The organism is Chitinophaga sp. HK235 (assembly GCF_018255755.1).
GTDB lineage: Bacteria > Bacteroidota > Bacteroidia > Chitinophagales > Chitinophagaceae > Chitinophaga.
This window is the reverse complement of the sequence record NZ_CP073766.1, coordinates 2,690,961-2,714,136: the sequence shown is the minus strand read 5'-3', so window position 1 is coordinate 2,714,136 and position 23,176 is coordinate 2,690,961. Positions and strand designations below refer to the sequence as shown.

Annotated in this window: 19 protein-coding genes; 4 read left to right on the top strand and 15 right to left on the bottom strand. The window is 45.6% G+C overall.

What is annotated here, in order from left to right; translation table 11 throughout:
* Positions 1 to 3 precede the first annotated feature (3 nt).
* The 3 genes from KD145_RS09100 to KD145_RS09090 form a co-directional block, all read right to left on the bottom strand.
* On the bottom strand, positions 4 to 3,408 hold the full coding sequence (locus KD145_RS09100; protein WP_212005583.1) for a TonB-dependent receptor: 3,405 nt from the start codon (positions 3,406 to 3,408) through the stop codon (positions 4 to 6).
* 222 nt (positions 3,409 to 3,630) lie between these two features.
* Positions 3,631 to 4,611, bottom strand: coding sequence for a FecR domain-containing protein (locus KD145_RS09095; RefSeq protein WP_212005582.1), 981 nt, complete (start codon positions 4,609 to 4,611; stop codon positions 3,631 to 3,633).
* Positions 4,612 to 4,702: 91 nt separating this feature from the next.
* Entirely contained in the window at positions 4,703 to 5,296 is a 594-nt protein-coding gene (locus tag KD145_RS09090; RefSeq protein ID WP_212005581.1) for an RNA polymerase sigma-70 factor, read from the bottom strand.
* A 240-nt stretch (positions 5,297 to 5,536) separates the two neighbouring features.
* On the opposite strand from KD145_RS09090, the gene KD145_RS09085 reads away from it, so the two are divergent.
* The 3 genes from KD145_RS09085 to KD145_RS09075 all read left to right on the top strand — a co-directional run bounded on the left by KD145_RS09085 (position 5,537) and on the right by KD145_RS09075 (position 6,937).
* A complete protein-coding gene (locus KD145_RS09085; protein ID WP_212005580.1) occupies positions 5,537 to 5,947 on the top strand; it encodes an SRPBCC domain-containing protein in 411 nt (136 codons plus the stop codon).
* Positions 5,948 to 5,979: 32 nt separating this feature from the next.
* Positions 5,980 to 6,360 carry a nuclear transport factor 2 family protein gene (locus KD145_RS09080; RefSeq protein ID WP_249219774.1) on the top strand — a complete coding sequence of 127 codons (381 nt, stop codon included), beginning with the start codon at positions 5,980 to 5,982 and terminating at the stop codon, positions 6,358 to 6,360.
* Between the two features lie 61 nt (positions 6,361 to 6,421).
* Entirely contained in the window at positions 6,422 to 6,937 is a 516-nt protein-coding gene (locus tag KD145_RS09075; protein WP_212005579.1) for an SMI1/KNR4 family protein, read from the top strand.
* 67 nt (positions 6,938 to 7,004) lie between these two features.
* On the opposite strand, the gene KD145_RS09070 is transcribed toward KD145_RS09075, so the two are convergent.
* From KD145_RS09070 to KD145_RS09040, 7 genes are all read right to left on the bottom strand, one after another.
* On the bottom strand, positions 7,005 to 7,394 hold the full coding sequence (locus KD145_RS09070) for a RidA family protein (protein WP_212005578.1): 390 nt from the start codon (positions 7,392 to 7,394) through the stop codon (positions 7,005 to 7,007).
* 90 nt (positions 7,395 to 7,484) lie between these two features.
* Positions 7,485 to 8,054 (bottom strand): Crp/Fnr family transcriptional regulator, encoded by a 570-nt coding sequence (locus KD145_RS09065; protein ID WP_212005577.1) that lies wholly within the window; start codon positions 8,052 to 8,054, stop codon positions 7,485 to 7,487.
* Between the two features lie 46 nt (positions 8,055 to 8,100).
* The gene (locus KD145_RS09060; protein WP_212005576.1) at positions 8,101 to 10,491 is read right to left on the bottom strand and encodes a hypothetical protein; all 2,391 of its coding nucleotides are present in this window, start codon (positions 10,489 to 10,491) and stop codon (positions 8,101 to 8,103) included.
* Positions 10,467 to 11,711, bottom strand: a complete 1,245-nt coding sequence (locus KD145_RS09055) for a hypothetical protein (protein ID WP_212005575.1) — start codon at positions 11,709 to 11,711, stop codon at positions 10,467 to 10,469. Before KD145_RS09055 ends, KD145_RS09060 begins: the two co-directional genes overlap by 25 nt.
* A gap of 152 nt (positions 11,712 to 11,863) precedes the next feature.
* Positions 11,864 to 12,319, bottom strand: a complete 456-nt coding sequence (locus KD145_RS09050; RefSeq protein WP_249219773.1) for a RidA family protein — start codon at positions 12,317 to 12,319, stop codon at positions 11,864 to 11,866.
* A gap of 65 nt (positions 12,320 to 12,384) precedes the next feature.
* On the bottom strand, positions 12,385 to 13,101 hold the full coding sequence (locus tag KD145_RS09045; protein ID WP_212005574.1) for a LytTR family DNA-binding domain-containing protein: 717 nt from the start codon (positions 13,099 to 13,101) through the stop codon (positions 12,385 to 12,387).
* Between the two features lies 1 nt (position 13,102).
* Positions 13,103 to 14,137: a sensor histidine kinase gene (locus tag KD145_RS09040; protein WP_212005573.1), complete on the bottom strand. Its 1,035-nt coding sequence runs from the start codon at positions 14,135 to 14,137 to the stop codon at positions 13,103 to 13,105.
* Between the two features lie 208 nt (positions 14,138 to 14,345).
* Here KD145_RS09040 and KD145_RS09035 point away from each other — a divergent pair, with 208 nt between their 5' ends.
* On the top strand, positions 14,346 to 16,757 hold the full coding sequence (locus KD145_RS09035; protein ID WP_212005572.1) for a TonB-dependent receptor domain-containing protein: 2,412 nt from the start codon (positions 14,346 to 14,348) through the stop codon (positions 16,755 to 16,757).
* Between the two features lie 120 nt (positions 16,758 to 16,877).
* Here the strand turns inward: KD145_RS09035 and KD145_RS09030 are convergent, their stop codons facing one another.
* From KD145_RS09030 to KD145_RS09010, 5 genes are read right to left on the bottom strand one after another with little or no spacing between them, the layout of a single operon-like run.
* On the bottom strand, positions 16,878 to 18,398 hold the full coding sequence (locus tag KD145_RS09030) for an aspartate aminotransferase family protein (RefSeq protein ID WP_212005571.1): 1,521 nt from the start codon (positions 18,396 to 18,398) through the stop codon (positions 16,878 to 16,880).
* Positions 18,388 to 19,332 carry a sterol desaturase family protein gene (locus tag KD145_RS09025; protein WP_212005570.1) on the bottom strand — a complete coding sequence of 315 codons (945 nt, stop codon included), beginning with the start codon at positions 19,330 to 19,332 and terminating at the stop codon, positions 18,388 to 18,390. Before KD145_RS09025 ends, KD145_RS09030 begins: the two co-directional genes overlap by 11 nt.
* Before the next feature lie 36 nt (positions 19,333 to 19,368).
* On the bottom strand, positions 19,369 to 21,222 hold the full coding sequence (locus KD145_RS09020) for an IucA/IucC family siderophore biosynthesis protein (RefSeq protein ID WP_212005569.1): 1,854 nt from the start codon (positions 21,220 to 21,222) through the stop codon (positions 19,369 to 19,371).
* A gap of 2 nt (positions 21,223 to 21,224) precedes the next feature.
* Positions 21,225 to 21,815, bottom strand: coding sequence for a GNAT family N-acetyltransferase (locus tag KD145_RS09015; protein WP_212005568.1), 591 nt, complete (start codon positions 21,813 to 21,815; stop codon positions 21,225 to 21,227).
* 40 nt (positions 21,816 to 21,855) lie between these two features.
* Positions 21,856 to 23,163, bottom strand: a complete 1,308-nt coding sequence (locus tag KD145_RS09010) for a lysine N(6)-hydroxylase/L-ornithine N(5)-oxygenase family protein (protein WP_212005567.1) — start codon at positions 23,161 to 23,163, stop codon at positions 21,856 to 21,858.
* Between the last annotated feature and the right edge of the window lie 13 nt (positions 23,164 to 23,176).

Below are 23,176 nucleotides of genomic sequence, written 5' to 3'. Positions count from 1 at the left end.
GTTTTATTTGAAACTGGCGCGGATGCCGAAGTTGTACGAAGTGGTGTTAGGGTATGCGGTGCCTCTGCCGTCGCCCAGTTCAGGGTCCCAGATCTTCCAGGGCGAGATGGTGAACAGGTTGGTGCCGTTAACATAGGCGCGCAGGTTTTTGAGGCCGTATCGCTGCAGTTTCTTCATGCTGAAGGTGTATCCCAGCTCGGCACTTTTCAGGCGGATATAATCGGCGCGTTTGAGCCACCATGTGCTTTCGTAATAGTTAGTAGTGATATCCTGGCGGGTAGACATACGTGGATAGAAAGGCCTGTTGTTGGGATTATCGGGTGTCCAGCGGTCGGTGGCTGCCGTATATAGGTTCCCGATAGTAGGACCTTCATAGAAGGGGTTGGTACCATGACCGCCGCTATACATAAAATCCACCATAGCTACACCCTGGAAGAAGAGGCTGAGGTCGAAGCCTTTGGCTCCCACGCTGAAGTTGAGACCATATACAATGCGGGGCACAGGGCCATAGCCGATTGCCTTTTGATCGAAACTGTTGATGATGCCATCACCGTTAAGGTCCGCATATTTGATATCTCCGGGACGTACATCTCCTGATTGTTTGGGAGATTTGGCGATATCTGCTGAATCGGTGAAGAGACCCAATGCCACATATCCGAAACGCTGATCGATGGTGTGGCCGGTGCGGTCGAGCCAGGGATACTGCCAGGGCGGAAGACCGTCATATATGTTTTTGTTGATGTTGAAATTGAAGTTACCCCTGAAGGCCACCCAGTAGTTTTTGGAAAATGACTTGTTGTAGTCGAGTGTGATATCAATCCCTTTGTTTTCCGTGATCCCGATATTACGGTAAGGAATATTATCGGTGGTATAGCCCGAAGAATAGGGAATGTCGTATTGCCGCAGCAGGATGCCTGTTCTGCGTTCGTTGAACAGTTCCACAATCAGTGACAGTTCATCCCGAAATGCTTTTATTTCGATACCAAGGTTCTGCCGCTTGCCTGTTTCCCAGCTCACCTCCGATCCGATCTGATCTTCCTGCAAACCACCGTAGGAAGTGGTGTTGCCGGGGACGCCAAACGTATAGCCCAGGTTGTTATCACTCTTTATCCGTGTAAGGAAGAGGAAACGGGACCCGGTGTTGCTGTTGCCTGACAACCCATAGGTATAGCGCAGCTTAAGGTAGGAGATCACATTGCTGAGTGGTGCAAAAAAGTTTTCATTGGATACTACCCAGCCTGCACCAAAGGAGGGGAAGAGGCCGTAGCGTTTTCTGGGCGTGAAGTTTTCGGAGCCGTTGTATCCGAAGTTGGCTTCCGCAAAATAACGGCTCTTATAGCCATAGGTGGCCCTGCCGCTGAGACCTCTTACACGAAAGGGAATAGAGCTGATAAGATCACCGGCATCTGCATCAACATAGTCAGACTGATTATATAACAGTAACGCAGATACGTCGTGGTCACCGAATTTTCGTGCATAGTTCAGCGCTGTTTCTGTATAAAAGCGGCGGTCACCGCCTCTTAAAACCTCGAAGCCCAGTACATTGGAGCCGGGATCAACAATCCTGGTGAGCAGGTTGCCGGCAGAGTCACGGCCGGTAGCGTAGTAGGTCTGCACTTCCCTCTTTCTGTTGAGATTATTCCAGCTGTAAGAGTCAAATGCAAACATGCTGGTGAAGGAGAGTCCTTTCAGCAGGAAGTCGAGCTGCTGCCTTAACCTGATGTTGGAACGGATAGTGTTGCGGTATTCGGTCGCGTAGCCTGACTGGGTAAGGTTGCGGTACGGACTGGGGTAGCTGCCACCGGGGATCTTGGGCCATTGTCCGTTGGAATATTGCGGCGGTATCAGGTGTGGAGGTACCTGGGTAGCGAGATTAAACAGGGCACCTGTGCCGATACCGGGGTAGTTACTATTGATGATAAAGCCGTTGACGCCCAGTTCCAGTTTGGTTGTTTTGGTGATGTTGGCGTCTACATTGGTGGTGAAGTTGTAGCGGTCCAGTTTGATGGATGAATTGTAGGATTGTATGTTGTCGCGTTTCAGCAGACCTACTTCAGAGTAGTACCCGGCTGATATATAATAGGTGGCGAACTCGGAGCCGCCACGCACATTGAGGTTGGCTCTTCTGTTCTGGCCGTATTCATTGAACAGTACCTTGAACCAGTCTACGTTGGGATAGAGGTCGGGGTCTTCGCCGCTGATATGTTTTTGTATCCTGTCTTCTGTGTAGAGGGGTGTTCTTCCGCGCATGGTGAGCCCTTCGTTGTAGAGACGCATGAACGTGGGCGCATCTACGAATTTGGGCAGCTGTGTGAATTTGGTAACGGCCTGGTTAAGTTCTATGTTGATCTGAGGTTTGCCAGGGCGCCCTGCTTTGGTATTGACGAGGATAACACCGTTGGCGCCACGGGTGCCGTATACAGCGGTGGCGGAAGCGTCTTTCAGGACGGTAAAGCTTTCCACATCTTCGGGGTCGAGGTCGTTGATGCTGCGGTCTGGCACACCGTCAACGATGATGAGTGGTCCGCGCGGGCTGGAGCCGAAAGTGGAGATACCGCGTATCCATATATCAGATCCATCGTAGCCGGGTTCACCGCTGCGCTGAACGGCCACGACGCCGGCCAGGCGGCCGCCCAGGGCGTTGGTCAGGCTTCTCACCGGCAGCTTCAGTTCTTCCGGTTTGATGGTGGACTGTGCACCTACGAGGCTGATCTTTTTCTGTGCGCCGAAGCCTACCACCACCACTTCATTGAGCCCTCCTTCTTTGGCCAACATCTCCACATTGATGTCTACTCTGTTGCGGACACTGATCTGTTGCGCCTGATAGCCGATGTATGAAAATTCGAGGGTGTCAGTCGGTTCTACGTCCAGTTCATAGAAACCTTTGTCGTTGGTGGTGGTACCTGTAGGCGTCCTTATTATTTTAACGGTGACGCCTACCAGCGGCGCGCCGAGTTTGTCTTTCACCGTGCCTGAAACCTTTACTTTGACCGCTGGTTTGTGAACAGGGGCGGGGCGTGGTTCGGCAGGTGTAATGATATATTGTGAGGGACCGGTCATGCTGAGGGTGAGGTCGTATGACTGGAGTATCTTTTGTAAAGAGGCGATGGCAGCGGAAGCGCCGGTGTTGAGGAGTTTATCCGGCAGAAAAATATTCTTTGCATATTTTTCATTCATGGCTATACGCAGCTGGTATTTGGTATAAACTTTTTCCAGTGCGTCTTTCAGGGATATGACCTGGCTGGCGGGCCCGGTATCGGCGGGGATATGTTTGCGGTGTTGCTGGAAATACTGTTCCGGGACGCTGGTCACGGCATCCTGTGCCTGCGACGAGGATGCTGTAATGCCCAGTAACAGGCATAGGCCGGCCATTCCCTTCAGGCAAAGCCGTAGAGATCCAAATTTCATAACGGATAAAATTTAGGTTAAAGACTACATAAAGTGGTATATGAATACTGAAGGATTATTTCCCGGGCGCACATTAGCCCACAGGAAAAGATTCCTTTCCATCAGAAAAAACAAAGTCACTGTTCCCGCAGGATGACCTGCGGCGATCGGGATTTTCCGGATATTTTTTTTCTGCTTAAAAAATGATGTTGCTAAAGTCTGGTTTTGTTTTGAGCGCGATTTTTATTTTGGTTGAATAATGATCCGGTTACTATCTTTTCTGACATCGGCTTCCAGCATACCTGCCAGCGACTTGCATAAGCTTAGTTCATCTGTTATCAGTACGCGGCCGCTGATGCTTGTATTCCGGAGTTTTTGCGGCTGTAATATTTCTACATGATACCCGTAGTTGATCTGCAATAATTCTTTGATTTCCTCCATGGAGGTGTTTTCAAATTTATAATCACCGTCTTTCCAGGCAGCAAACAGTTGTGCATTAACGCTATCCATCTGAAGCTGGTTGTTGATTACTGTTACTCTTTGTCCGGGCCGTACCAGCATTTCCCGGCTGTGGGCGCTGGCTTTTACCATTCCGGTGTTGACTATTACGTTGGTGCTGAGTTGATCATCGTTCACTGTAAATGAGGTTCCCAATACTATTACGGTGATACCGGGAGTATGTATTTTGAAAGGCGTTGCTGTATTTTTCACTACTTCAAAGTATCCGCTGCCGTTCAGCCACAGTTCACGCAGACCGTCTTTTACGTTGCGGTACTGCAGGGAGCTGCCTGGCTTTACCCAGATGCGGGTGCTGTCGGGCAGCACAATGTGCTGTACGGTTGGCTTCTGTGATACCAGGGTGATGAGGGGCTGCTGCCCGGGCTGTTTTGTCAGCACGTAGGCGGTTATCCCTCCTGCGATCACCAGCACCAGTAATACCGCTGCGTATTTCAGCCAGTGCAGGCGCCGTACCGGGGTAGCTACGTCTGTGGACTGCTGTAGTTGAGCCGCTATCTGCAGCCAGCGTTGATCCGTTTCTTCCCGGGTCACTTCTGACACACGCAGCTGGTCCAGTATATCTTTGACCTGGAAATACAGCTCACGGTTGCCGGGAGCGGCTTCCAGCCAGGCGGCCACCTCAGCGGTTTCCGCAGGGCTGGCCTGGCCATCGATAAACTTTATTAATATCGTGTAATCCAACCCGTTAGTATTATTAGGTGCCATTTCATATAATTTAGACGAGAAAGGGATAAAAACTACGTACTGTTTTTTCTAAATTTTTTTTACCGGAAGAGAAAGTTAATATAAGCGCTCCTTAAAACAGCGTAATGGAGGAGAGGAAAGTGTTGGCTTTGCGTATGAGTCCGCGCAGTTGTTTGATGGCTTTGTACAGCTGTGTTTCTACGGTACGTGCCGAGATGCCCATTGCTGCTGATATTTCACCGGTTTTGAGACCCTGCTGGTAACGCAGTTTCACCACTTCACGGCATTTGGGAGGCAGGGCCTCTATGGCCTGCCATACACTGGCTGCCAGGTTATCTTGTTGGAGCAGACTTTGCCGGGGGCCGTCAGGACTGAAATAGTCCAGCTCCGCTTCACTGAGCCCGGGAATGGTGGCATTCACATAACGCTGATGTACGGCCTGCTGCCTGATATAATCAAGGCAACCATTATGTACGCTGCGGAAAAGATAACTCCTGATGCTGGTGCTGATAGAAAGAGAGGGGCCCTTCCGGTATAATTGTATAAAAACATCCTGAATAATATCTTCTGCGGTTTCCCGGGTCACATACTTACAGGCATAGGCCAGCAATGCAGCATAACACGCTTTAAATACAGGTTCAAGCGCTGCTGCATCATGCTGTGCCGGTGTACCGGTTTGTCGTGCTTCATCTACAGGCTCCCCCATAGCTTATTAAAGGTATTTGTAACAATTATCCAAGATAATGACAATAATAATAAAATACAAACGTGTTGTGTCCGCGTTTTGAAACGATAATATATCGTTTATCTCCGATGATACCGGATTGCACTGACCCAGGATTTTTTGTCCGGATCACCCTGTAATAATGTCCATTTAGCCACGTGTCAGCGAAATATTTAAACCATAGTTTTGTTAATAATATCTCACAATAAAATCAAGAGCGTCATGGCAGATATCAAACATAAATTAGTGATAAAAACCAGTCCGGACAAGGTTTACAATGCCATTACCACCCAGGAAGGCATTGAATCATGGTGGTGTAAACAAACAACCGCACAGCCTGCGGTAGGGTTTGTGAACATATTTACTTTTGGCCAGTTCCGGAACGAAATGAAAGTAACGGATCTATCCCCCAACCAAAAGGTGAAATGGGAGTGTATCGATTCCATTGAAGAATGGGTGGGGACACATGTGTCTTTTGATCTGGAAGAAAAGAACGGAAACACCGTCTTGCGGTTTACTCATGGAGACTGGAAAACAGTAACAGATACATTTGCCGGTTGCAGTTATGACTGGGCAATATTTATGAAAAGCCTGAAATCATTTTGTGAAAGCGGAACAGGAGATCCCCGTTAATTATTATCTCACCCCAACAAAAAAATAGAACAATGATAACAACATCCCAAAAAGTACTGACTACACAGGAAGTGGCAGCCCGCTTCCATGAACTGGCCCAGCAAGAAAAATGGTTTGAGATACAGGACGAATTTTTTGCGGAAAATGTGAAGAGCATAGACCCTCCCGGCTCACCGTACATGGGATATGCGGAAGGTAAAGCCGCTGTTCGTAAAAAAGGCGAAGACTTCGTACAACGGATCACTGCGGTCCATCGTGCTTATACAAGCGAACCACTGGTAACCGGTAATCATTTTGTGGTAACGAGAGAGACGGATATAACTGTGGAACCACACGGAAGAATACAGATGAACGAGATCATGCTGTATGAAGTGAAAGACGGTCAAATCATACTGGAGCAATTCTTTTACTAAGGAGGGTATCTTTATGGAAATTAGATAAAAGACGTATTTTCCAGGATTAAAAGCATCCTCCATGATACGGGATATCCCATTTTTTAAAGAAGAACTGCTGTTTGAAGATTGTTGGGAGCCGCTTACCCCCGCACAAATAAATACCTTGTTCCCCGAAGAGTTTGAGGGTAACGCTGATTTTTTGAAGTTTTATCTTGCCTGCAATGGTGGATACTTTAGAAAGGGATGCAGGATTTATAGAGATCATTTTTATGATGTGTCCAAAGATGGATATACTTCTGTAGAAGTAGAGTCATTCCACTTTATACCCCGATATCCTGGCGACGATTCCCCTTTTCTTCAGGCAATGAATGTGGTATGGGAACGAAAAGCAAATTACTCTTCGGCTTTAAAGGATTTTTGTAAGTCCCATGTTCCTTTTGCTGGTGATGGTAGTGATAATGACTATTGGCTGGATCTTCAAACAGGGCTTATTAAATTAATAAGATGGGAAGAGAGCGATCATCCTGATGATGCTATTTTAATCGCTCCATCATTTTATGAATTTTGTACGCACCTGCAAGCAGGCTGCAGATAAATTAATGAGTCTCCAAAACAAAGACCTGGTAAAGAAAACCAGGCCTTTGTTGTATCATCTCCCGAAATCACTTCACCACAGTAGCTTCCAGTTCGACGTTTAATGTTTCAAAAAGACCTTTTACTTCCAGTACGCTGGATGCTTGTTTGATGCCATGTTTAGCTATCCAATCCTGAAAAACATCAAAGCAGGTAAAAAGTTCTGCAGTGGAAGTGCTGTAAATATTTAACCGCACAATACCCTGGCATTCGTAGCCGGATTCAGTGATTACCTGTTCCAGGTTTTGCAGGGCTTCGATGAGCTGAGATCTCATATCGGCGGTACTGGATCGTCCGGTGGCGTCTACTGCTGCCTGTCCTGAGCAATAGAGTGTTGCTGCAGCCTGTTTTATTTCTACCGCCTGAACATAACTGCGCTGGTCCTGCCATTGCCAGGGATTAATTATCCGCTTTTCCATTTGTCTGTTTTTAAGTGAAAAAATGTACCCGGCAAAGATGAGGACTGTGCATATTTTTTTAGTGTGACAAACATCACAATTATGAAACGGTTAAGAAGAACGCCTAAGTCTGCTGAGGGTTTCCCGCGAAACGCCCAGATAGGAAGCCAGCAGGGTTTTAGACACTCTTTGAAAAAGCGAAGGGTATCGTTTAAGTAATTGTTCATAACGCTCCTTGGCGTTGGAGGTCAGGAATGACAAGATGCGCTGTTGCGATGCAATGTGGCCGGCATTGGCTTTCCACAGGAAAAAATGTTCCATCTTATGAAGGCCCGCACATAATTGCCGATAGTCATCCAATGAAAGGCAGTACGCCGTGGTGTCTTCGATACATTGTAAAGACAAGGTGGCTTTGGTTTGCGTGAAGTAAGCCAGAAAATCACTTTCCCACCAGTCTTCCATTGCAAAGGAAACGATATGCTGGTTACCCGATTCATCGTCGTATACCAGTTTTACCAGCCCGGATATAATGAAATAAGCATACCTGACTCTTTCTCCTTTCTGAATAATGAATTCGCGTTTTCTGAAATTTTTTATGGTGAAGTGAGTGTGTACAAATGCAAATTCACCATCCGTCAGTGGTACAATCTTTTCTATATGTTGCCTTAGTATTTCCTGCATGGATAAGCCAGTGTATTGAGTTAGGTATTATCCGTTGTGTCAAATGTTATGATAAATCCGATAATTTGTTTCTGTTTAATATTTCATTCTCAAAGAATTCCCGTTGTTCCTTTGGAAGCTTAAATATGGCACTCTGATCATTATCCAGTTTCACCGATTCGTAGGTATTGATAAAGGTTTCCATAAGCTTTATTTCAGCGTATAATGGATAAATTTTATTGACGATTGTTCTTGTTTTTTTTATATCATCCTTTGTTAAAGAGAGGTTTCTGTTTGCTAAAATATTGGTAATCCAGCCAACTGCAACTGGCGCCATTTCTTCAGGTAATTCTGCGAAGTCAGCGATAAATAGACCAGAAAGTTTTTTCAGGAGAGAAAGAATACCAAACCTCGCAAGTTGTTTCCATGTTATCAATCTTTCTGCAGGAGTTAAAATACTGAATTTTTCGTGGAATGCTTTATCTCCAAATTTCTGCCTGGGATATAAAGCATTTGCAAAAGATAACAAACATCCCCAGCTAGTGTAGATTTCAGAGTTTTGGGGATCAATGAATGTTAATTGACTAAATAATTCGTCGGCTTTAATAGTACTTTCTCTGTCTTCCTCTTTTATTGACCAAATTAATAATTGATTAGCAAAATATAGACGATGGAAAGTGTTTTTTCCTTGTTCAAGATCAGCTGCTATTGATAACTCTGTTATGCCATTCCAAATTTTTTCTTTATTGTCCTGTTTCTCCCCAAAATGAATCAAGGCTTTCCCCAATACGTAATGAATGTTTTTGTACTCATCTGATTTGATATCAGCCAGTTCAAATTTTTTCTGGCTTTCTTCAAATAGTGTAACATCGTCATTGTCTATTGAAAGGATAGCCAATGCAGTGCCCCAAATGGCATAGGCCTGGGTTTGCACTAATAAATCATGCGGAATTCTCTTGAATGTTTCATTCGCTTCGAAGTTTTTGCCCACACAAGCCAAAAAGATTCCGAGCATAGCTTCCATAATGGGGTGATTATGTTTTTGTAAGGCTGTATTGATTTGTTGCTCGGCGTCTTCTATTTGCCCTGCTCTTAATGCTAAGAGTGCTTGATTAAGTATTGGTTCTACACTTTTAGCAATGCTCTTATGTTTTTTCTTAATGGCTTTTTCAATTGCAATGATCTCATACTGGAATTCCCTTTGCTGTTCAGTGTTTCCACAATCCTTTAAAAGGTCGCTAAATCTGGATATTTTGTTTTGTAGTTCCGATTCATCATAATACAATGCCAGAAAGTCAACAAAGAGAGCAGTGATGCCTTCGCGATGTTCTCCAACCTCAATGCTAATGCGTAATAATGGTTCATTAATATCATAAAGGCGGTTTCGTTTGTCATTTGGGTTGGGTATGCTCTCCAATAGCCGCTTCCTTACTAACTCACTCAATTGCTTGCTGAGGGAACTTTGATCTATAAAACAATGCTTTTGAATGCTGGTGCCTTGCTGCGGCTCCCGTGCTAAAGCAACGTAGCGAAGAATCTTCTGCTGTTGTGGGGGAAGGTAGCGGATAAAAGTTTCGTAGTAAGGTTTAAGATCGTTGATGGTCTTGAGAAAATGGTTGGATAACTTCGCAAGGGTATCACTTTTCAAAAACTGATAGAAGGTAACCAGCAGGCGGTGGTTTCCTTTAACGAGTTGATGGATTGCGCGTACCTGTGATTTTCCTTTGTTTTTAAGGTGTTTAACAACATCCGAACGATCATCCAGCTTAGCCAATGACACCAGATAGTTTAGCGAATCCTTGAAGGAAAGTGGTTTCAGGTAGTACAGATTAAAGAAACCATAGAAAGGTCGGTCTTCCCGATCAAAATCATCACTGATGGATTGATTGGTGGCGATAATGTTTATACGTTTATGGGTGTATAACCAGGCTCGCAGTTTACCTTGTTCGGTCAGCCCAATATCATTGAGTATATCACCGAAGTTTTCTGTCAGAATAAGTAATGGACGCTCACCCCGGTATTCATCAATAATCTGCTCCGCTAAAGCTGTTTGTCTTGTGTCTGGGGTGTTTTGTAATATTTCCAGTTTAGCCTTCAGAAAATCCTGGTTGGTTTCGTCCCAACGAATAAAGGCATACAGTATTCTGATCAGGAAGTCGAAATAATTGGATACGCCATATTCTTCTTCTGAAAAATAGGCCACAGCTAATTTATTCTGAGTTATATATTCCTGGCAACGATGATAAAGGATGCGGATCAGGTGGGTTTTTCCCATACCTCGTTGACCAATAACCAGTATCTGTTGGTTATTTCCATATTCTGCAATAGCTTTTACTGCATTGAATAAATAATTAGCGGCATCACTTCTTCCAACTAACAACTGCTCAAGAATGTCAGGGTTCACACTCTTTGCACCAAACGATAAAACTGTGTTTACGCTATGTTTATTCTCCACCATTCCTTAAAAATTTGAAATCTGAACTTATAGGTACGTTTGCCATCCGAAATTACCCGTGAGAGGTAGTGATCCCCATAAAGGGTGGAGACGGCTTCTTTAAACTTCTGTTCATCTTCAATGTTGACTTTTGTCAGCAGTTGGTCCTCTCTTATATAATCGTCCTCCATTGTCAGTACGGTTAATATTTTTTGCATCGATTTCGCGATGTCTGTTGTATAATAGATCTGGAGGCGTTCTTCCAATTGCTTGAATGCACCATGATATTTGGTGTCGTTTATAATCAGTTCGTATGCTTGCTTGATCGTTGCCGTAGAAAGTGAGTAGTCAAAATCCGTTTGAATGATATTGAACAGATGACAGGTATAAAATGGCAGACCATTGGTCAATTCATACAGGAGGGTTAAACAATTTTCTTTTGCTTCCTCAGTTACCTCAAAACCCGATAGTAAAATGCATTCACATAAGAACTGATGATCGGCTTTCGAAAACGGATTTAATGTAAATTCAACCATTTCGTTTGTTGGTTCGCCGGTGTATTTAAATTCACTCCGGAAGGTACTGAGCACAACCTTAATTCCGATAGAGCCACAGTAAACAAAGCGAATGCCTCGTTTCTCTAAATGCTGTCTTCTTTCCCGGAGAATGTCAAGCAATTCTAACGCATCTCTGTGTTTGCCTTCCTTATACCACTCCCATAACATGATGGGTAACTCATCAAAGATCAGTATTAATATGCCCTTTGTTTTTTCCTGTGCCTCTGCGATTTCGTCAAGTGCTTTAAAAAGAATTTCTTTCCAGGATTTGCGGAACTCCGGCAATGTAACAGAAAACGTTGATCCTAAAGCATCCACAGAGACTCCATCTAATAAATCTCTTAAAAATTTGTAGGTTTTCCTAAAATCGAGTTGATACCATTCTTTGAATTCTTTAAGGCTATTCATGATCAGATCAATAACCTGTCCGAGGTCTTGTCTGCCCTGGAAAGACATGTAACGGGCTTTAAAGTTGTGTCGTTTGAATTCATCAGGCAATTTACCGTGGTTACAGAGGTAGGCCATTTTGATGAGCATAAGTGATTTACCCATCCGGCGCATTTCTTCAACAGAAACGCTTTGTGATTTTAAGAGCCTGAGTAGCTTGGTAATGTCATCTTCCCTGCAAGGAATCTGGTCATCGGGGATTGTTCCGAGTGTTGGTAATAAGGGGTAAGGAACACGCATGGACTTTTGACCAAATATAAGATGAAATCATCGTAAGATAAAATCATCGTACGATGATTTTATCTTACGATAATAAATTTAAAATAATAATTATGTGTTTGGTTTTGAAAATTAATTGATAGGTTTTTTAGGGTAACTTCCCTATTGCCCGCCTACTTTTTAGGAATAATAGCCGTTGCCTCAATCTCTACCAGTACATCCTCCCTGAATAATTTACTGACTTCAACGAGCGTGCTGGCTGGCGGATTCGCGGTATTAATAAATTTATCCCGTACATCCCGCACGGCCTGTATCTGTTTTACATCTGTCAGGAAATAGCCGAATTTGACAATATCGTTGAGGGTGCCGCCGGCTTCTTCCAATATATTTTTGAGATTGAGAAAGATCTGTGTTGTTTGTGCGGCCACATCTTTGCCGGCCAGATTACCTTTGGCGTCCAGGCCTACCTGTCCGGAGGTGATGACCATTTTACAATGACCCAGGTCGATGACCGCTGCATGGGAGTATCCTTTAGGAGTGGCCAGGGTAGCAGGGTTCACCAGTTGTACGTTTTGAGAGAATGCCATCGTTGAAAAAAGCAGAGATAGGATAAAGAATACTGGTTTCATACAGAATGATTTTACCGGTACAAAAATAACTATCCGATGCTGCAAATATGCTGCAGTTGACATGTTTACCGGAAATGCTCCATCAGATCCCTGCGGTAGGTATTACCAATTGGTAAAATGGTGCCATTGTCGAGGTGTAGTTCTCCGTAAGTTATTTTCTGAATATGCTCCAGTGCAATGATATAGGACTTATGTATCCTTTTAAATCGTTGTTTGTCCAGTTTCTGCTCAATTTCCGTAGTGGTCATCGGACTTAAATAAACCTTGTCTACGGTATGCACCTTTACATAGTTGCCCCAGCTCTGCACATGTGTGATATGCTCCAGTTGTATCCTGATAATTTCCCCGTCTACTTTTAACATCAGAGAAGAAGGTGGGGCAGCGGTGACAGGAGCCTCTGGCTGGATAGCATTTACCGGCCTGTATCGTTTGAATACTTTGTGGACGGCAGCTGTGAACCGCGGCAGGTCAATGGGTTTGACCAGATAGTCTACAACCTGATATTTATAACTTTGTAGGGCGTATTCACTATAAGCGGTGGTAAGTACTACCAGTGGCGGGTCTGACATAGCTTCCAGCATATCCATGCCCGTTATACCGGGCATATTGATATCCAGAAATATCAGATCTACCGGTGTTTTATGGAGATATTCCATGGCCTCAATTGCATTATAGAAGGATGCGCTGAGGGCAAGGCTGCTGAAGGATTTCAGGTAATACTCCAATACCAGGTGGCCGCCTTCTTCATCATCTATGATAATACACTTCAACGGTGCTGTCATCTCAGTATGGGTTTAGTTTTAAGGTAAGACAGGTCCTGTATTCCTGTGTTGTGGAAGATGTTTCAAAATGATATCTTCCTTTATATAATAATTCCATTCGTTCGCTGATGTTCACCAAACCGATACCGGTGGAATAGGTTTTAAGCGATTCATCTGCTATGGAATTGACGATGTGTAGTTTTAAAGTGTTATTGGTGACGGTGATATCAATATGCACAAACCATTTGTTAGTGATCGTCAGGCTGTGTTTAAACGCGTTTTCTACCAGGGTAATAAGCAGCATGGGGGCAATCCTGTGCTGACAGATGGGATCACTCAGTTTTGGAAACCTGAAAGCGATCTCGCAACGTTTGCCGATACGCTCTTTCTCCATGATAATATAGTTTTCAATGAAATTGACTTCTTCACAGATGCTGACATTCGTTTTTCTGCCGTTTTCCAACTGATAGCGCATGAGGTTAGATAACTTGAGAATCAGTTCCGGTACCCGTTGTGGCTCAGTGAGACTCACGCCGTACAGGTTATTGAACGTGTTGAAGAAAAAGTGCGGGTTCATCTGTGCGTGCAGCAGCTTAATATTCATTTCATTGAGCAGTAACTGTGCTTCATGTCTTTTTCTCAGTTCTATGGAATACTTACGGATCAGGAAAAAAGACATGATGGTAGTGGTGCTGATGATGCACAGTGCACAACAGTAGATGAGTGACAGAAGAACGGCGGTGTTTTGATAGAGCTCAGGATCTATCCAGTAATAGTCAGGTAAAAAAAGGGTGATCGCCCCGAGTATGGTGAATGCCAGGCTGAATAGTGCATATCGGAGGTATCTCTTGTCGAGGAACAGCGGGAAAATAAAGAACCGATGAAGTTGTGCCTGGGCATATAAAATCAGAAAGAAGACCAATCCTTTGCTAAAACCGATGAATGTATCTATCTGCATCATCTCATGCAGCATGGTCAATACATACATGGATAAAAAAAATACCAGCTCCACGAAAATATTCTTGTGATACCACTTCTCCTTTTCAACGATGTCCATTAGCCTTTCATTTATACCTTTCAAAGAAACGATTTTTCTATCCGGCCGGCAAGAATTAATGATGAACTGAGTTGGTCATTTAAACCTCCCGGTTGCTCATTTAAATTTCAGCAGGTCTGAATACTGGCCTTTATTTGGGCTGTTTTTTATCTATCAATTATAAGCTGAGATGTTAAATTTAAGAATCTTTAGGATCGTATTTATAACCATGCTACTACTGACCGGCACTTTAACCCACGGTCAGACTACCTCAAAAACTATTACCATCAAGGGCGCCTTGGCAGACTCATTAACAAAAGCACCCATTCCATTTGCAACGGTAGTAGTCACCCAAACCGATAAGAAGGTCATTCAATCTACCCTAACGGATGACAAAGGCAGTTTTTTGCTGAAAGCACCGGAAAAGACTGGTTTGATATTGCACATCACCTATATCGGGTACAATACCTATAGCTCGGTAATTGTTCCTGTTGCCGGCCGGGCTGATCTGGGCCGGATTTATCTGGCAGCGAGGACAGGGGTACTGAATGAAGTGGTGGTGAATGGAAAGAAACCCATCATCCAGAGTATGGGTGATAAGCTGATCTATAATGCAGTATCAGATATCGGTAACAAGTCTGGTTCTGCTGAAGATGTGCTGCGTAAAGCACCCATGATTACCGTTAGCCCTGAAGGGGAGATAAAGTTGAGGGGGAATGGAAATATTAAAATTTTGTTGAACGGACTTCCTTCCGGTCTGCTCGCCAGGAATCTGAAAGAGGCGCTGAAAATGATCCCTGCCAGTTCTATAGAATCGATAGAAGTGATCACTTCCCCTTCTGCCAAATATGAAGCGGAAGGCGCTGCCGGCGTGATTAACATCACCACTAAAAAGAAAATGAATGGTACCGGTGGCAGCATTGACCTGAGCGCCGGAAACCTGGAGCAAATGGTAAACGGTAACCTGAACATGACCAAAGGGAAGTTCAGTGTTAACCTTAACCTGGAAGGTGGTATGGAGAAAGCCCGGACGGTTACTGACCTGGATAGGACCTCCTTGTCTGACGGGATCTCCATTGGCCACCTCACTCAAGGGAATGACGAAACACAAAAGACTAAAGGTGGTTTTGGTGGACTGGGAGTGGAATACCGCATAGACTCTTCCCAGAAAATTGGTGCCAACGTATCCTACTGGAATGTCAATTGGCCCACTGAAAGCCAGATCAACAGCCTTTATTCAGATAAGAAAGGAGTAACTGCGTATAACCAGTACAGTGATCAGAACGGAAAAGTGAACTACACGGAGTTTTCATTGAACTACCAGAAAAAATTCAAACGTCCTGCGCAGGAACTGCAGTTGATCACTCAGTATAGCACGGCCAATGAGCAAGCCAATTATCTGACAGACCAGTTCGATCTTTCCGGAAGACACTATTTCCGGGAAATAAGTCCTAATACAAGCTATAGCAAAGACTTCAGTTTTCAGGCCGATTATGTGCAGCCACTGGACCATGCCGGTAATCATCTGCTGGAAATGGGTGGCCGCTACAGTAAAAGCAATTCCAACAGTGACTATACTGTTTTTAACAACCGGGATACCCCCGGCGGCGCAGAGCTGATAGAAGATCCAAGCCGTGCCAATGCCATGTCTTATTTTCAGGATATTGCAGCGGCCTACCTGAACCTCAGAATCAAAACCCGGAAGGACTGGCAGTTCAGGCTGGGAGGGCGTTACGAGCATACCAGCCTCGGTGGGGATTTTAAAGGCTCACAACCATCTTTCCGGAATCGGTTCAATAACCTTGTTTCCAGCGTCATGATCAACAAAAGGCTCAACGATATCCATGACCTGAAGCTGAGTTACACCGAACGTATCCGCCGGCCCTGGATCTGGGACCTTAATCCTTATGTCAATGCCAGTGATCCCCGCAACCTGACCTTCGGTAACCCGGAGCTAAGGCCCGAAATAAACCGGATGCTGGAACTGGTACACAATTACACGGCCCCTTCCGGTTTTAATCTGAATTCGAGTCTTTACTTCCATTCCAATAGTAACTCGATTGAATCGCTGAGAACAGTGGACAGTCTGGGTATCTCCCGTACAACGCCGCAAAACATCGCCTCCAACAGGCGTTTGGGTGGTAATATCTTTACCGGCCTGCAGTTTAATAAAAGCTGGACCACGACCTTAGGAGCAGAGTTCTACCATGTATGGTTCAAAAGCAAAGCCCTTAACATCGGGAATGACGCCAGCTTTTATTCAATCAGCATCAACAGTGCTTATGAGCTACCGAAAGATTTTACACTGCAGCTTTCGGGAGATTACAGCAATGGGTATGTTACCCTTCAGGGGCGGACTACAGTCAACTACACCTATCGCTTTTCTGCCCGCAAGGAGTTCTGGAATAAAAAAGCCGGTGTCACGCTGAGCATCAACAACCCTTTCCAGCAATCATTCCTGCAACGTAGTACTGCCACAGCACCTTCTTTTAACAGTAACACCACCTCCTGGTATTACAACCGGTCTTTCTCTGTGACCTTCAGCTGGAAGTTTGGAACATTGCGTTCCAGCGGTGATAATGAGAAAGAGATGGAAGAAGGAACAGGGGAGAAGGGCCTGCGCAGAGGCAGAAATCATTAGCGTGTGATTAGTGGATATGATGACGCCAAAGCCTTCAGGTTTAGTTACCTGGAGGCTTTTAAATTTAAAAGGGAACCGGTCCTTGAAAAGCCCCGTTCCCTATTGGCAAATGTTTCTTCTTTATTCCCCTTCTATCAGACTATATCCTCTGGATTTAATGGCCTCGAGTATTTTACGTATATCCGCTACTGTGGTAACAGGGTTGAGGATGGTGAATTTCAGATAAAAATTCCCGTCTACTTTGGTACCGGCCACTATGAAGCTGCCTTCAAAGAAGAGTGATTTTTTAATTGCCTGGTTCAGGGCCGACAAATCTGTTTTCACGGAGCCCGGTTTAAAGCGGAATACCAGTATGCCCAGATCTGAACTACTGAGCAGATCAAAGTCGGGGTCCTGTTGGAGGAGGGCTGCAGTAGCGGCAGCCGTATCGATCATCATATCGGTATATATGCCGAGTTTGTGTTTGCCCATGATCCGCAGGGTGCACCAGAGTTTCAGCGCATCGAAGCGGCGGGTGATTTGGGTGATCGATTTGTTGACTTGTGCAGGCAGTTCGTCATAATCCTGTTCTTCAGGGTTGAGGTAATCCGCATGATGTTTTACGAGCTCGAGGGTTGATTTGTTTTTTACAAGAAGGGCGCTGCTGCTGATAGGTTGGAAGAAGGATTTATGGTAGTCTATCGTAATGGAGTCTGCGAGTGCTATACCATCGAGGAGGCGGCGATGTTTGTTGGAGAGCAGTAGTCCGCAGCCGTAGGCGGCATCTACGTGCATCCATAACCGGTATTCTGCAGCGATGGCAGCGATGGATTTCAGCGGATCGATGTTCCCGAAATCGGTAGTGCCGGCGGTAGCCACAATGGCCACGGGTATGTTACCCTGACTGAGCTGTTCCTCGATGGCGGCTTTCAGGGCTTGTGCATCCATGCGAAAACGTTTGTCTGTTTGTATTTTCACAATGGCCTGTTCTCCCAACCCCAGCAGGGCCGCATTTTTCAGGTTACTGAAATGTGCTTTGTCGGAAGCAAAAATCCTGAACCGCTGTGCCTGTGGAGGAAGTCCGTCTTTTTTGATCGAATGTCCGAGGGTATTGACGGCAAAGTGATCACGGGCCAGCAGAAGTCCCATCAGATTGGATTGTGTGCCACCAGAGGTGAATATGCCATCGGCATTGGTGTAGCCTATTTCGCGGGCCGTCCAGTCGATGAGTCTTCGCTCGATAAACGTTCCGCCGGCGCTCTGGTCATAAGTGTCCTGTGAGGAATTGATGGCACTGATGATCACCTCCGCTGCCAGTGCCGGGATCACCACCGGGCAGTTGAGATGAGCAATGTATTGAGGCAGATGGAAGGCTGTTGCGTGTTTGATAAAGATTTCATTGACTTCTGTCAGCAGCTCATCATAGTCAGTCAGCGGGGTATCGAGGTTGATGCTGTATACAGCATCCCGGATGGTTGCGGGCTTAATACCGCTAAAAGGCTGTCTGGTATTGTACAGGAAGTCTATCACTTTTTCACGGGCTTTTTCCACTGCCTGGAAGTATTCGGCGCCTGTTTCCTGATAAAAAATATCTTTCAGTAATTTATTGGAGCTGCTTGTCGCAGGAACGGAAGCGGCGAAAATAGTCTGATCAGTATGCATATGTATTATTTTTTTTCTTCTTTTCTTCCTGCAGGGCTTTCCGGCCTTCTGCGCGGTATTGGGCGGCCATTTTGCCGCCATCGGTATGGTTCCAGCCGGGAGGCATTATCAGGTACAGGAGTTTGTTTTTGACTCCTGGGGCGTGTTTTATATCGGTCCAGAGGTCGCGCCACAACAGTAGTTGTACCTGTAAGAGGTTTTTGCTGTTGATATGTTCATTCAGCAGGCCGTATACCGGTTTAACCTGGTCTATCTCTGTCTGAAAGGTGCGGAAGATCCTGTCCCATATGGAGAAGGTTTCGCCATAGTTCCTGTCGAGATAGATGGGGTTTTTGGCATGATGTACTCTGTGTACGGAGGGCGTGATAAAAAGAAACTCCAGCCATCGCTGTTTACCGGCTATATCATCAAAATGATCATTCACATGTTCATACAGCCCATAGAGCCTTGCAATCGCTTCACATATAAAAATCATAAACGGATCAAAACCCAATATCGGTAGTCCTATAACGGTGAGGGGCATATGAAGAAATCCCAGAAAAGAACCCCGCACGGCTACTGTCAGTTTCATTTCTTCTGCGGTATGGTGAACGCCGTGTATACACCAGAAGAACCTTACCTTATGTCCCAGATAATGCACCAGCCAGAACATAAAATCATACGAGAGGTAAGCCAGTATCCAGACGTACCAGGCATAGCCGGCTGTGAAGAGGCGGTGTTGATACATCCACATCATCGTACCAAAAATGATGAACTTACCCAGGAAGAAGTAAGGGAAACTGTCCAGCACATAAGAGAGCACATTGACCCATCCTTCCCGGTTGCTTTCCATCTTTTTGGTCACCACGAGTATTATCCATTCCAGTATCACAAGTCCGAGCACAATGTAACTGAAGGTGCTCGTTATTTTCCCCAGTAGCAGCGGGAGTGTCATAGCGTCGTTTTATGGTTTAAGAGAAGAGGTAGTACGTTATATCCCGCCCTGAGCGTTGGTTAATACGGTGGAGATAGCGGGACGTTTAAACGGCGCGATAGGATTCTGCAACATGCCGGCCAGTTGCAGACTGCCAGCCGGATCGGCCAGGTCTACCATCTGATAATGATTGCGCAGCTGCAGCCGGTTCAGGCAGGAAAGCATAAATTCCGGCATAAACATATCGTATCGTTCAAATTTATCTGCATGCTGCGGATGATCTGCCTGGTACGCATATACGCAGTCGGCGACCTGTTGCCAGAACGCATCTTCCGGATAATCACATGTTGTTACCAGGATATTATTCAGGAAGCGAAAGAAACAGTCAAATACATCCGTGAGGATACTGAGTATTTTCAACTCTTCTGGAACGGTGACGCATATACGTCTTCCCTTCTCCGGGATATCGGTATTCATACGGAATACGCTGATTTCTTCCGTGATATCTTTCATGATGGCTTTTACCGGTATATGGTTTTTCAGCACCAGAATAAGGTTTTCGCCATGCGGCATAAACACCAGATCGTGTTCATAAAAGCAGTGGAGCAGGGGCGTAAGATAAACACGCAGATAACATTGCAGCCATGCCTGTACAGAAAGGCCGGATGCAGCTATCAGTGCGGGTAACAAGGCTTTGCCGTCAAACTCAGTGTGCAGGAGGGCTGCCATAGTCATCAGCTGTTCACCGGGTTGCAGTACTTTAGCCGGACTTTCTCTCCACAAACCTGCCAGCATTTTATTGTAAGGCACCTGTTTGCCGAAAGGCTCGTAATACAGATTACGGTAGCCTACGGTGGCCACTTCGCATAGCAGGTGAAAGCCGCATTGTTTCAGATAAGGATCTGCTCCTACATACTGGCGTATCCAGCTGGTAATAGGAGGGGTGCTGTCCATGTAGTAGGGGGTGAGCCCGCGAACAAAACCCATATTCAGAATGGAAAGCGCTGTCTTTGTATAGTGTTTTTCCGGATGGGTGAGATTATAGAAAGTGCGGATGGACTGCTGCACATTGAACTGATCCGGGCTGTAACCGAGGCATACCAGATGCTGGTTGGCAAGATCGGGGGCGCAGATGATGGCCAGCTTGTTGTACCACTGCCAGGGATGTACGGGGATGAAAAAATAGTCATCTGCAGAAAGCCCTTTATCAGTGAGTTTTTTCCTGAATGCTGCCAGTACTGCTGTTCCCAGTTCATCTTCTATCAGTTTATTGTACGGAAGCTCATCCACGGCATTATAGAGGGTTCTGCTTTTGTGGCCTGCCAGCCAAATGAGTTGTATGGGCTGATCAGCTTCGGGCGCGTATTTCCTGTAGTCGTGGGCATCAAAGCCTATGCGGCCATTATTGGCTACGAAGCAGGGATGGCCGGAGGTCATGGCATGCTCGAAGTCCTGGTAACCCGATTGTACAAGGGCTTCTATGGAGGGCCTGGACTGGCTCATCATATAGGCGCTGCCGTTAAGGGTGCTGGTAATTTCTTCCAGGTAGGCCGGGAGGTTTTCCGGACTGATGTTCAGCAGGCTGCTGAATTCCTGTATCAGCAGGAGGCTGTCCAGTGGCTGTTCCTGGCCGTTGTTTACTTTACGGATACTTTCCTGGTCAATGGACCAGTGATGAAGGTGGAGTATGCTGGCCCGGAAAAAATAAGTGATGGCTGATTCAGGTACCTGCAGCTGGTAATGGGACCATTCCTGTTCGTCGCTGATCCATTCCGGCTGCAGCAGCAGTTCATGCGAAAACTCGCTGATGATTTTAGCGACATGCAGTCTGTTGACACGGGCCCAGATAGCTGGCTGCAGATGGCTGATCACCTGTTCGGGGGTGTGAAGGATGGTTTCGTTGTTATACATGTTCAGTTGTTTTTCTTTGCATGAAAGTATTGCGACCTGGTACAGAAAGCCAGGGCAGCGGTTTTGTGAGGTAGCTGTATTTCCTTTACATAAGTAAAGCCGGCGCGTTTATTAAGCCGATGGATTTTTTCGTTATGGATATCCGGTTCTACCACTACTCTGTCGTGATATGGATTTTCAAACAGAAAGTCCATGACGATGGAGAATACCTGCCAGGAGAAGCCAGGGATGCGTTGTTCGGGAGGGCCCAATAGGATATGCATGCCTACATCGCCGGGCTCGGGATCGTAATGACTGCCGATAGGGTCATGTGCAGGATCGTAGTACTCGCAGAGGAATGCTGTTTTGCTATTGATCTTCCCTGTCAGCGCTGCGGCATGTTCGTTGTGGCAGATGGTGGTGTATTCTGCTAATACCTGTTTGTATGATTTATCAGTCATGCCCCAGTAGCGGGCATATGGCTGTGTTACCCATTGAAAGATCTCCGGCGTATCGTGTGTGAGGTCCATGGGCCACAGCTCTGCGAGCCCCAGTGGATGACTGTTATCCTGATAGACAGGCATGATGTGTATGGGGGCTGTTGCTTTTTTCATGATCACGTTGTTCAAATCTCAAACTCAATAACTAAATAATTCAATAACTAAATACCTCTCTGGCACTCACCGCAAACTGCTGGAAGGCAATCCTTTTTTCAATCGGGTATACTTCACGGCCCAGCATCTCTCTGATAATACAGGCGTTGCGGTAGCAGCCCATTCCCAGGTCGGGCGTTACAAAGCCATGGGTATGCAGTTCAGCATTCTGAACAAAAATTTCATGGCCGTTGGTGTCTATCGTGTAGTTTCTGTTGACGGCATAACGTCCGCTGTCATCCAGCTTTATTTTATGCATGACAGGCTCCATAAAATCAGGGATCTGGTAAGTATAACCTGTGGCCAGTACCAGTCCGGAGGTCTGATGGAGATAATGTTTTTCTTCTTCTTCCTGGAAAAATGTAAGTCTGAATGAATCAGTGTTGTCATCGTATGATATTTCCCGCAGGTCTGCATTGGTGCGCAGGGAGATATCGATATCCGATACCAGTTTTTTAGCATAGATGGTATCAAAGATGGCCGCGATCAGGTCATCGTTGATACCCTTGTAGAGATGTTTCTGATGCTGCAGCAGGTGATCTCTTTTGTGTTGGGGAAGACTATGGAAGTAATCAACATATTCCGGAGAAGTCATCTCCAGGGTGAGTTTGCTGTATTCCAGCGGGTAGAACCTTGGCGAGCGGGTGATCCAGTGCAGGGAATAACCATAGGTGTCGATGTCCTGCAGCAGGTCCATGTAAATTTCTGCTGCGCTTTGTCCACTGCCAACAATGGTGATGGATCTTTTGGATTGCAGTGCCTGTTTGTTGGGAAGATAGTTGGCGGAATGCACTGCCTGATGCATGAAACTTTTACAGTTGGCGGGCACATAAGGTACAGTGCCGGTGCCCAGTACGAGCTTCCTGGCCTTTATCACCACATTGTTGCTGGTGGGCGTTGTACAGGTCAGCAGGTAAATATTTTCGGTTTCATCATAATCAATTCTTTTTACCGTTGTATTGAAATGGACTTCCGGTAGTTTACGGATAGCCCATTGGCAGTACTGGTTGTATTCATTTCTAAGTATTTTGAAATTTTCCCGTATGTAAAAAGCGTATATGCGTCCCTGTTCTTTCAGGTAGTTGAGAAAGCTGAAGGGATTGGTAGGATCTGCCATGGTAACATGGTCTGCAAGGAAAGGAACCTGCAGCGTGGTGTCCTGCATGAGCATACCGGGATGCCAGTTAAATTCAGGTCTTTTATCGAGAAATATTCCATTCAGGTCAGGAATGGAATGGGTAAGGCACGCCAGTCCGAGGTTAAAAGGGCCAACACCAACAGCCGCAAAGTTATAGATCATTCTGTTCATAACATTTTCATTT

Bases quoted from the DNA above. Each gene is read 5' to 3' on its own strand.
- KD145_RS09100 (WP_212005583.1), bottom strand. From the start codon at position 3,408: ATGAAATTTGGATCTCTACGGCTTTGCCTGAAGGGAATGGCCGGCCTA.
- KD145_RS09095 (WP_212005582.1), bottom strand. From the start codon at position 4,611: ATGGCACCTAATAATACTAACGGGTTGGATTACACGATATTAATAAAG.
- KD145_RS09090 (WP_212005581.1), bottom strand. From the start codon at position 5,296: ATGGGGGAGCCTGTAGATGAAGCACGACAAACCGGTACACCGGCACAG.
- KD145_RS09085 (WP_212005580.1), top strand. From the start codon at position 5,537: ATGGCAGATATCAAACATAAATTAGTGATAAAAACCAGTCCGGACAAG.
- KD145_RS09080 (WP_249219774.1), top strand. From the start codon at position 5,980: ATGATAACAACATCCCAAAAAGTACTGACTACACAGGAAGTGGCAGCC.
- KD145_RS09075 (WP_212005579.1), top strand. From the start codon at position 6,422: ATGATACGGGATATCCCATTTTTTAAAGAAGAACTGCTGTTTGAAGAT.
- KD145_RS09070 (WP_212005578.1), bottom strand. From the start codon at position 7,394: ATGGAAAAGCGGATAATTAATCCCTGGCAATGGCAGGACCAGCGCAGT.
- KD145_RS09065 (WP_212005577.1), bottom strand. From the start codon at position 8,054: ATGCAGGAAATACTAAGGCAACATATAGAAAAGATTGTACCACTGACG.
- KD145_RS09060 (WP_212005576.1), bottom strand. From the start codon at position 10,491: ATGGTGGAGAATAAACATAGCGTAAACACAGTTTTATCGTTTGGTGCA.
- KD145_RS09055 (WP_212005575.1), bottom strand. From the start codon at position 11,711: ATGCGTGTTCCTTACCCCTTATTACCAACACTCGGAACAATCCCCGAT.
- KD145_RS09050 (WP_249219773.1), bottom strand. From the start codon at position 12,319: ATGAAACCAGTATTCTTTATCCTATCTCTGCTTTTTTCAACGATGGCA.
- KD145_RS09045 (WP_212005574.1), bottom strand. From the start codon at position 13,101: ATGACAGCACCGTTGAAGTGTATTATCATAGATGATGAAGAAGGCGGC.
- KD145_RS09040 (WP_212005573.1), bottom strand. From the start codon at position 14,137: ATGGACATCGTTGAAAAGGAGAAGTGGTATCACAAGAATATTTTCGTG.
- KD145_RS09035 (WP_212005572.1), top strand. From the start codon at position 14,346: ATGCTACTACTGACCGGCACTTTAACCCACGGTCAGACTACCTCAAAA.
- KD145_RS09030 (WP_212005571.1), bottom strand. From the start codon at position 18,398: ATGCATACTGATCAGACTATTTTCGCCGCTTCCGTTCCTGCGACAAGC.
- KD145_RS09025 (WP_212005570.1), bottom strand. From the start codon at position 19,332: ATGACACTCCCGCTGCTACTGGGGAAAATAACGAGCACCTTCAGTTAC.
- KD145_RS09020 (WP_212005569.1), bottom strand. From the start codon at position 21,222: ATGTATAACAACGAAACCATCCTTCACACCCCCGAACAGGTGATCAGC.
- KD145_RS09015 (WP_212005568.1), bottom strand. From the start codon at position 21,815: ATGAAAAAAGCAACAGCCCCCATACACATCATGCCTGTCTATCAGGAT.
- KD145_RS09010 (WP_212005567.1), bottom strand. From the start codon at position 23,163: ATGAACAGAATGATCTATAACTTTGCGGCTGTTGGTGTTGGCCCTTTT.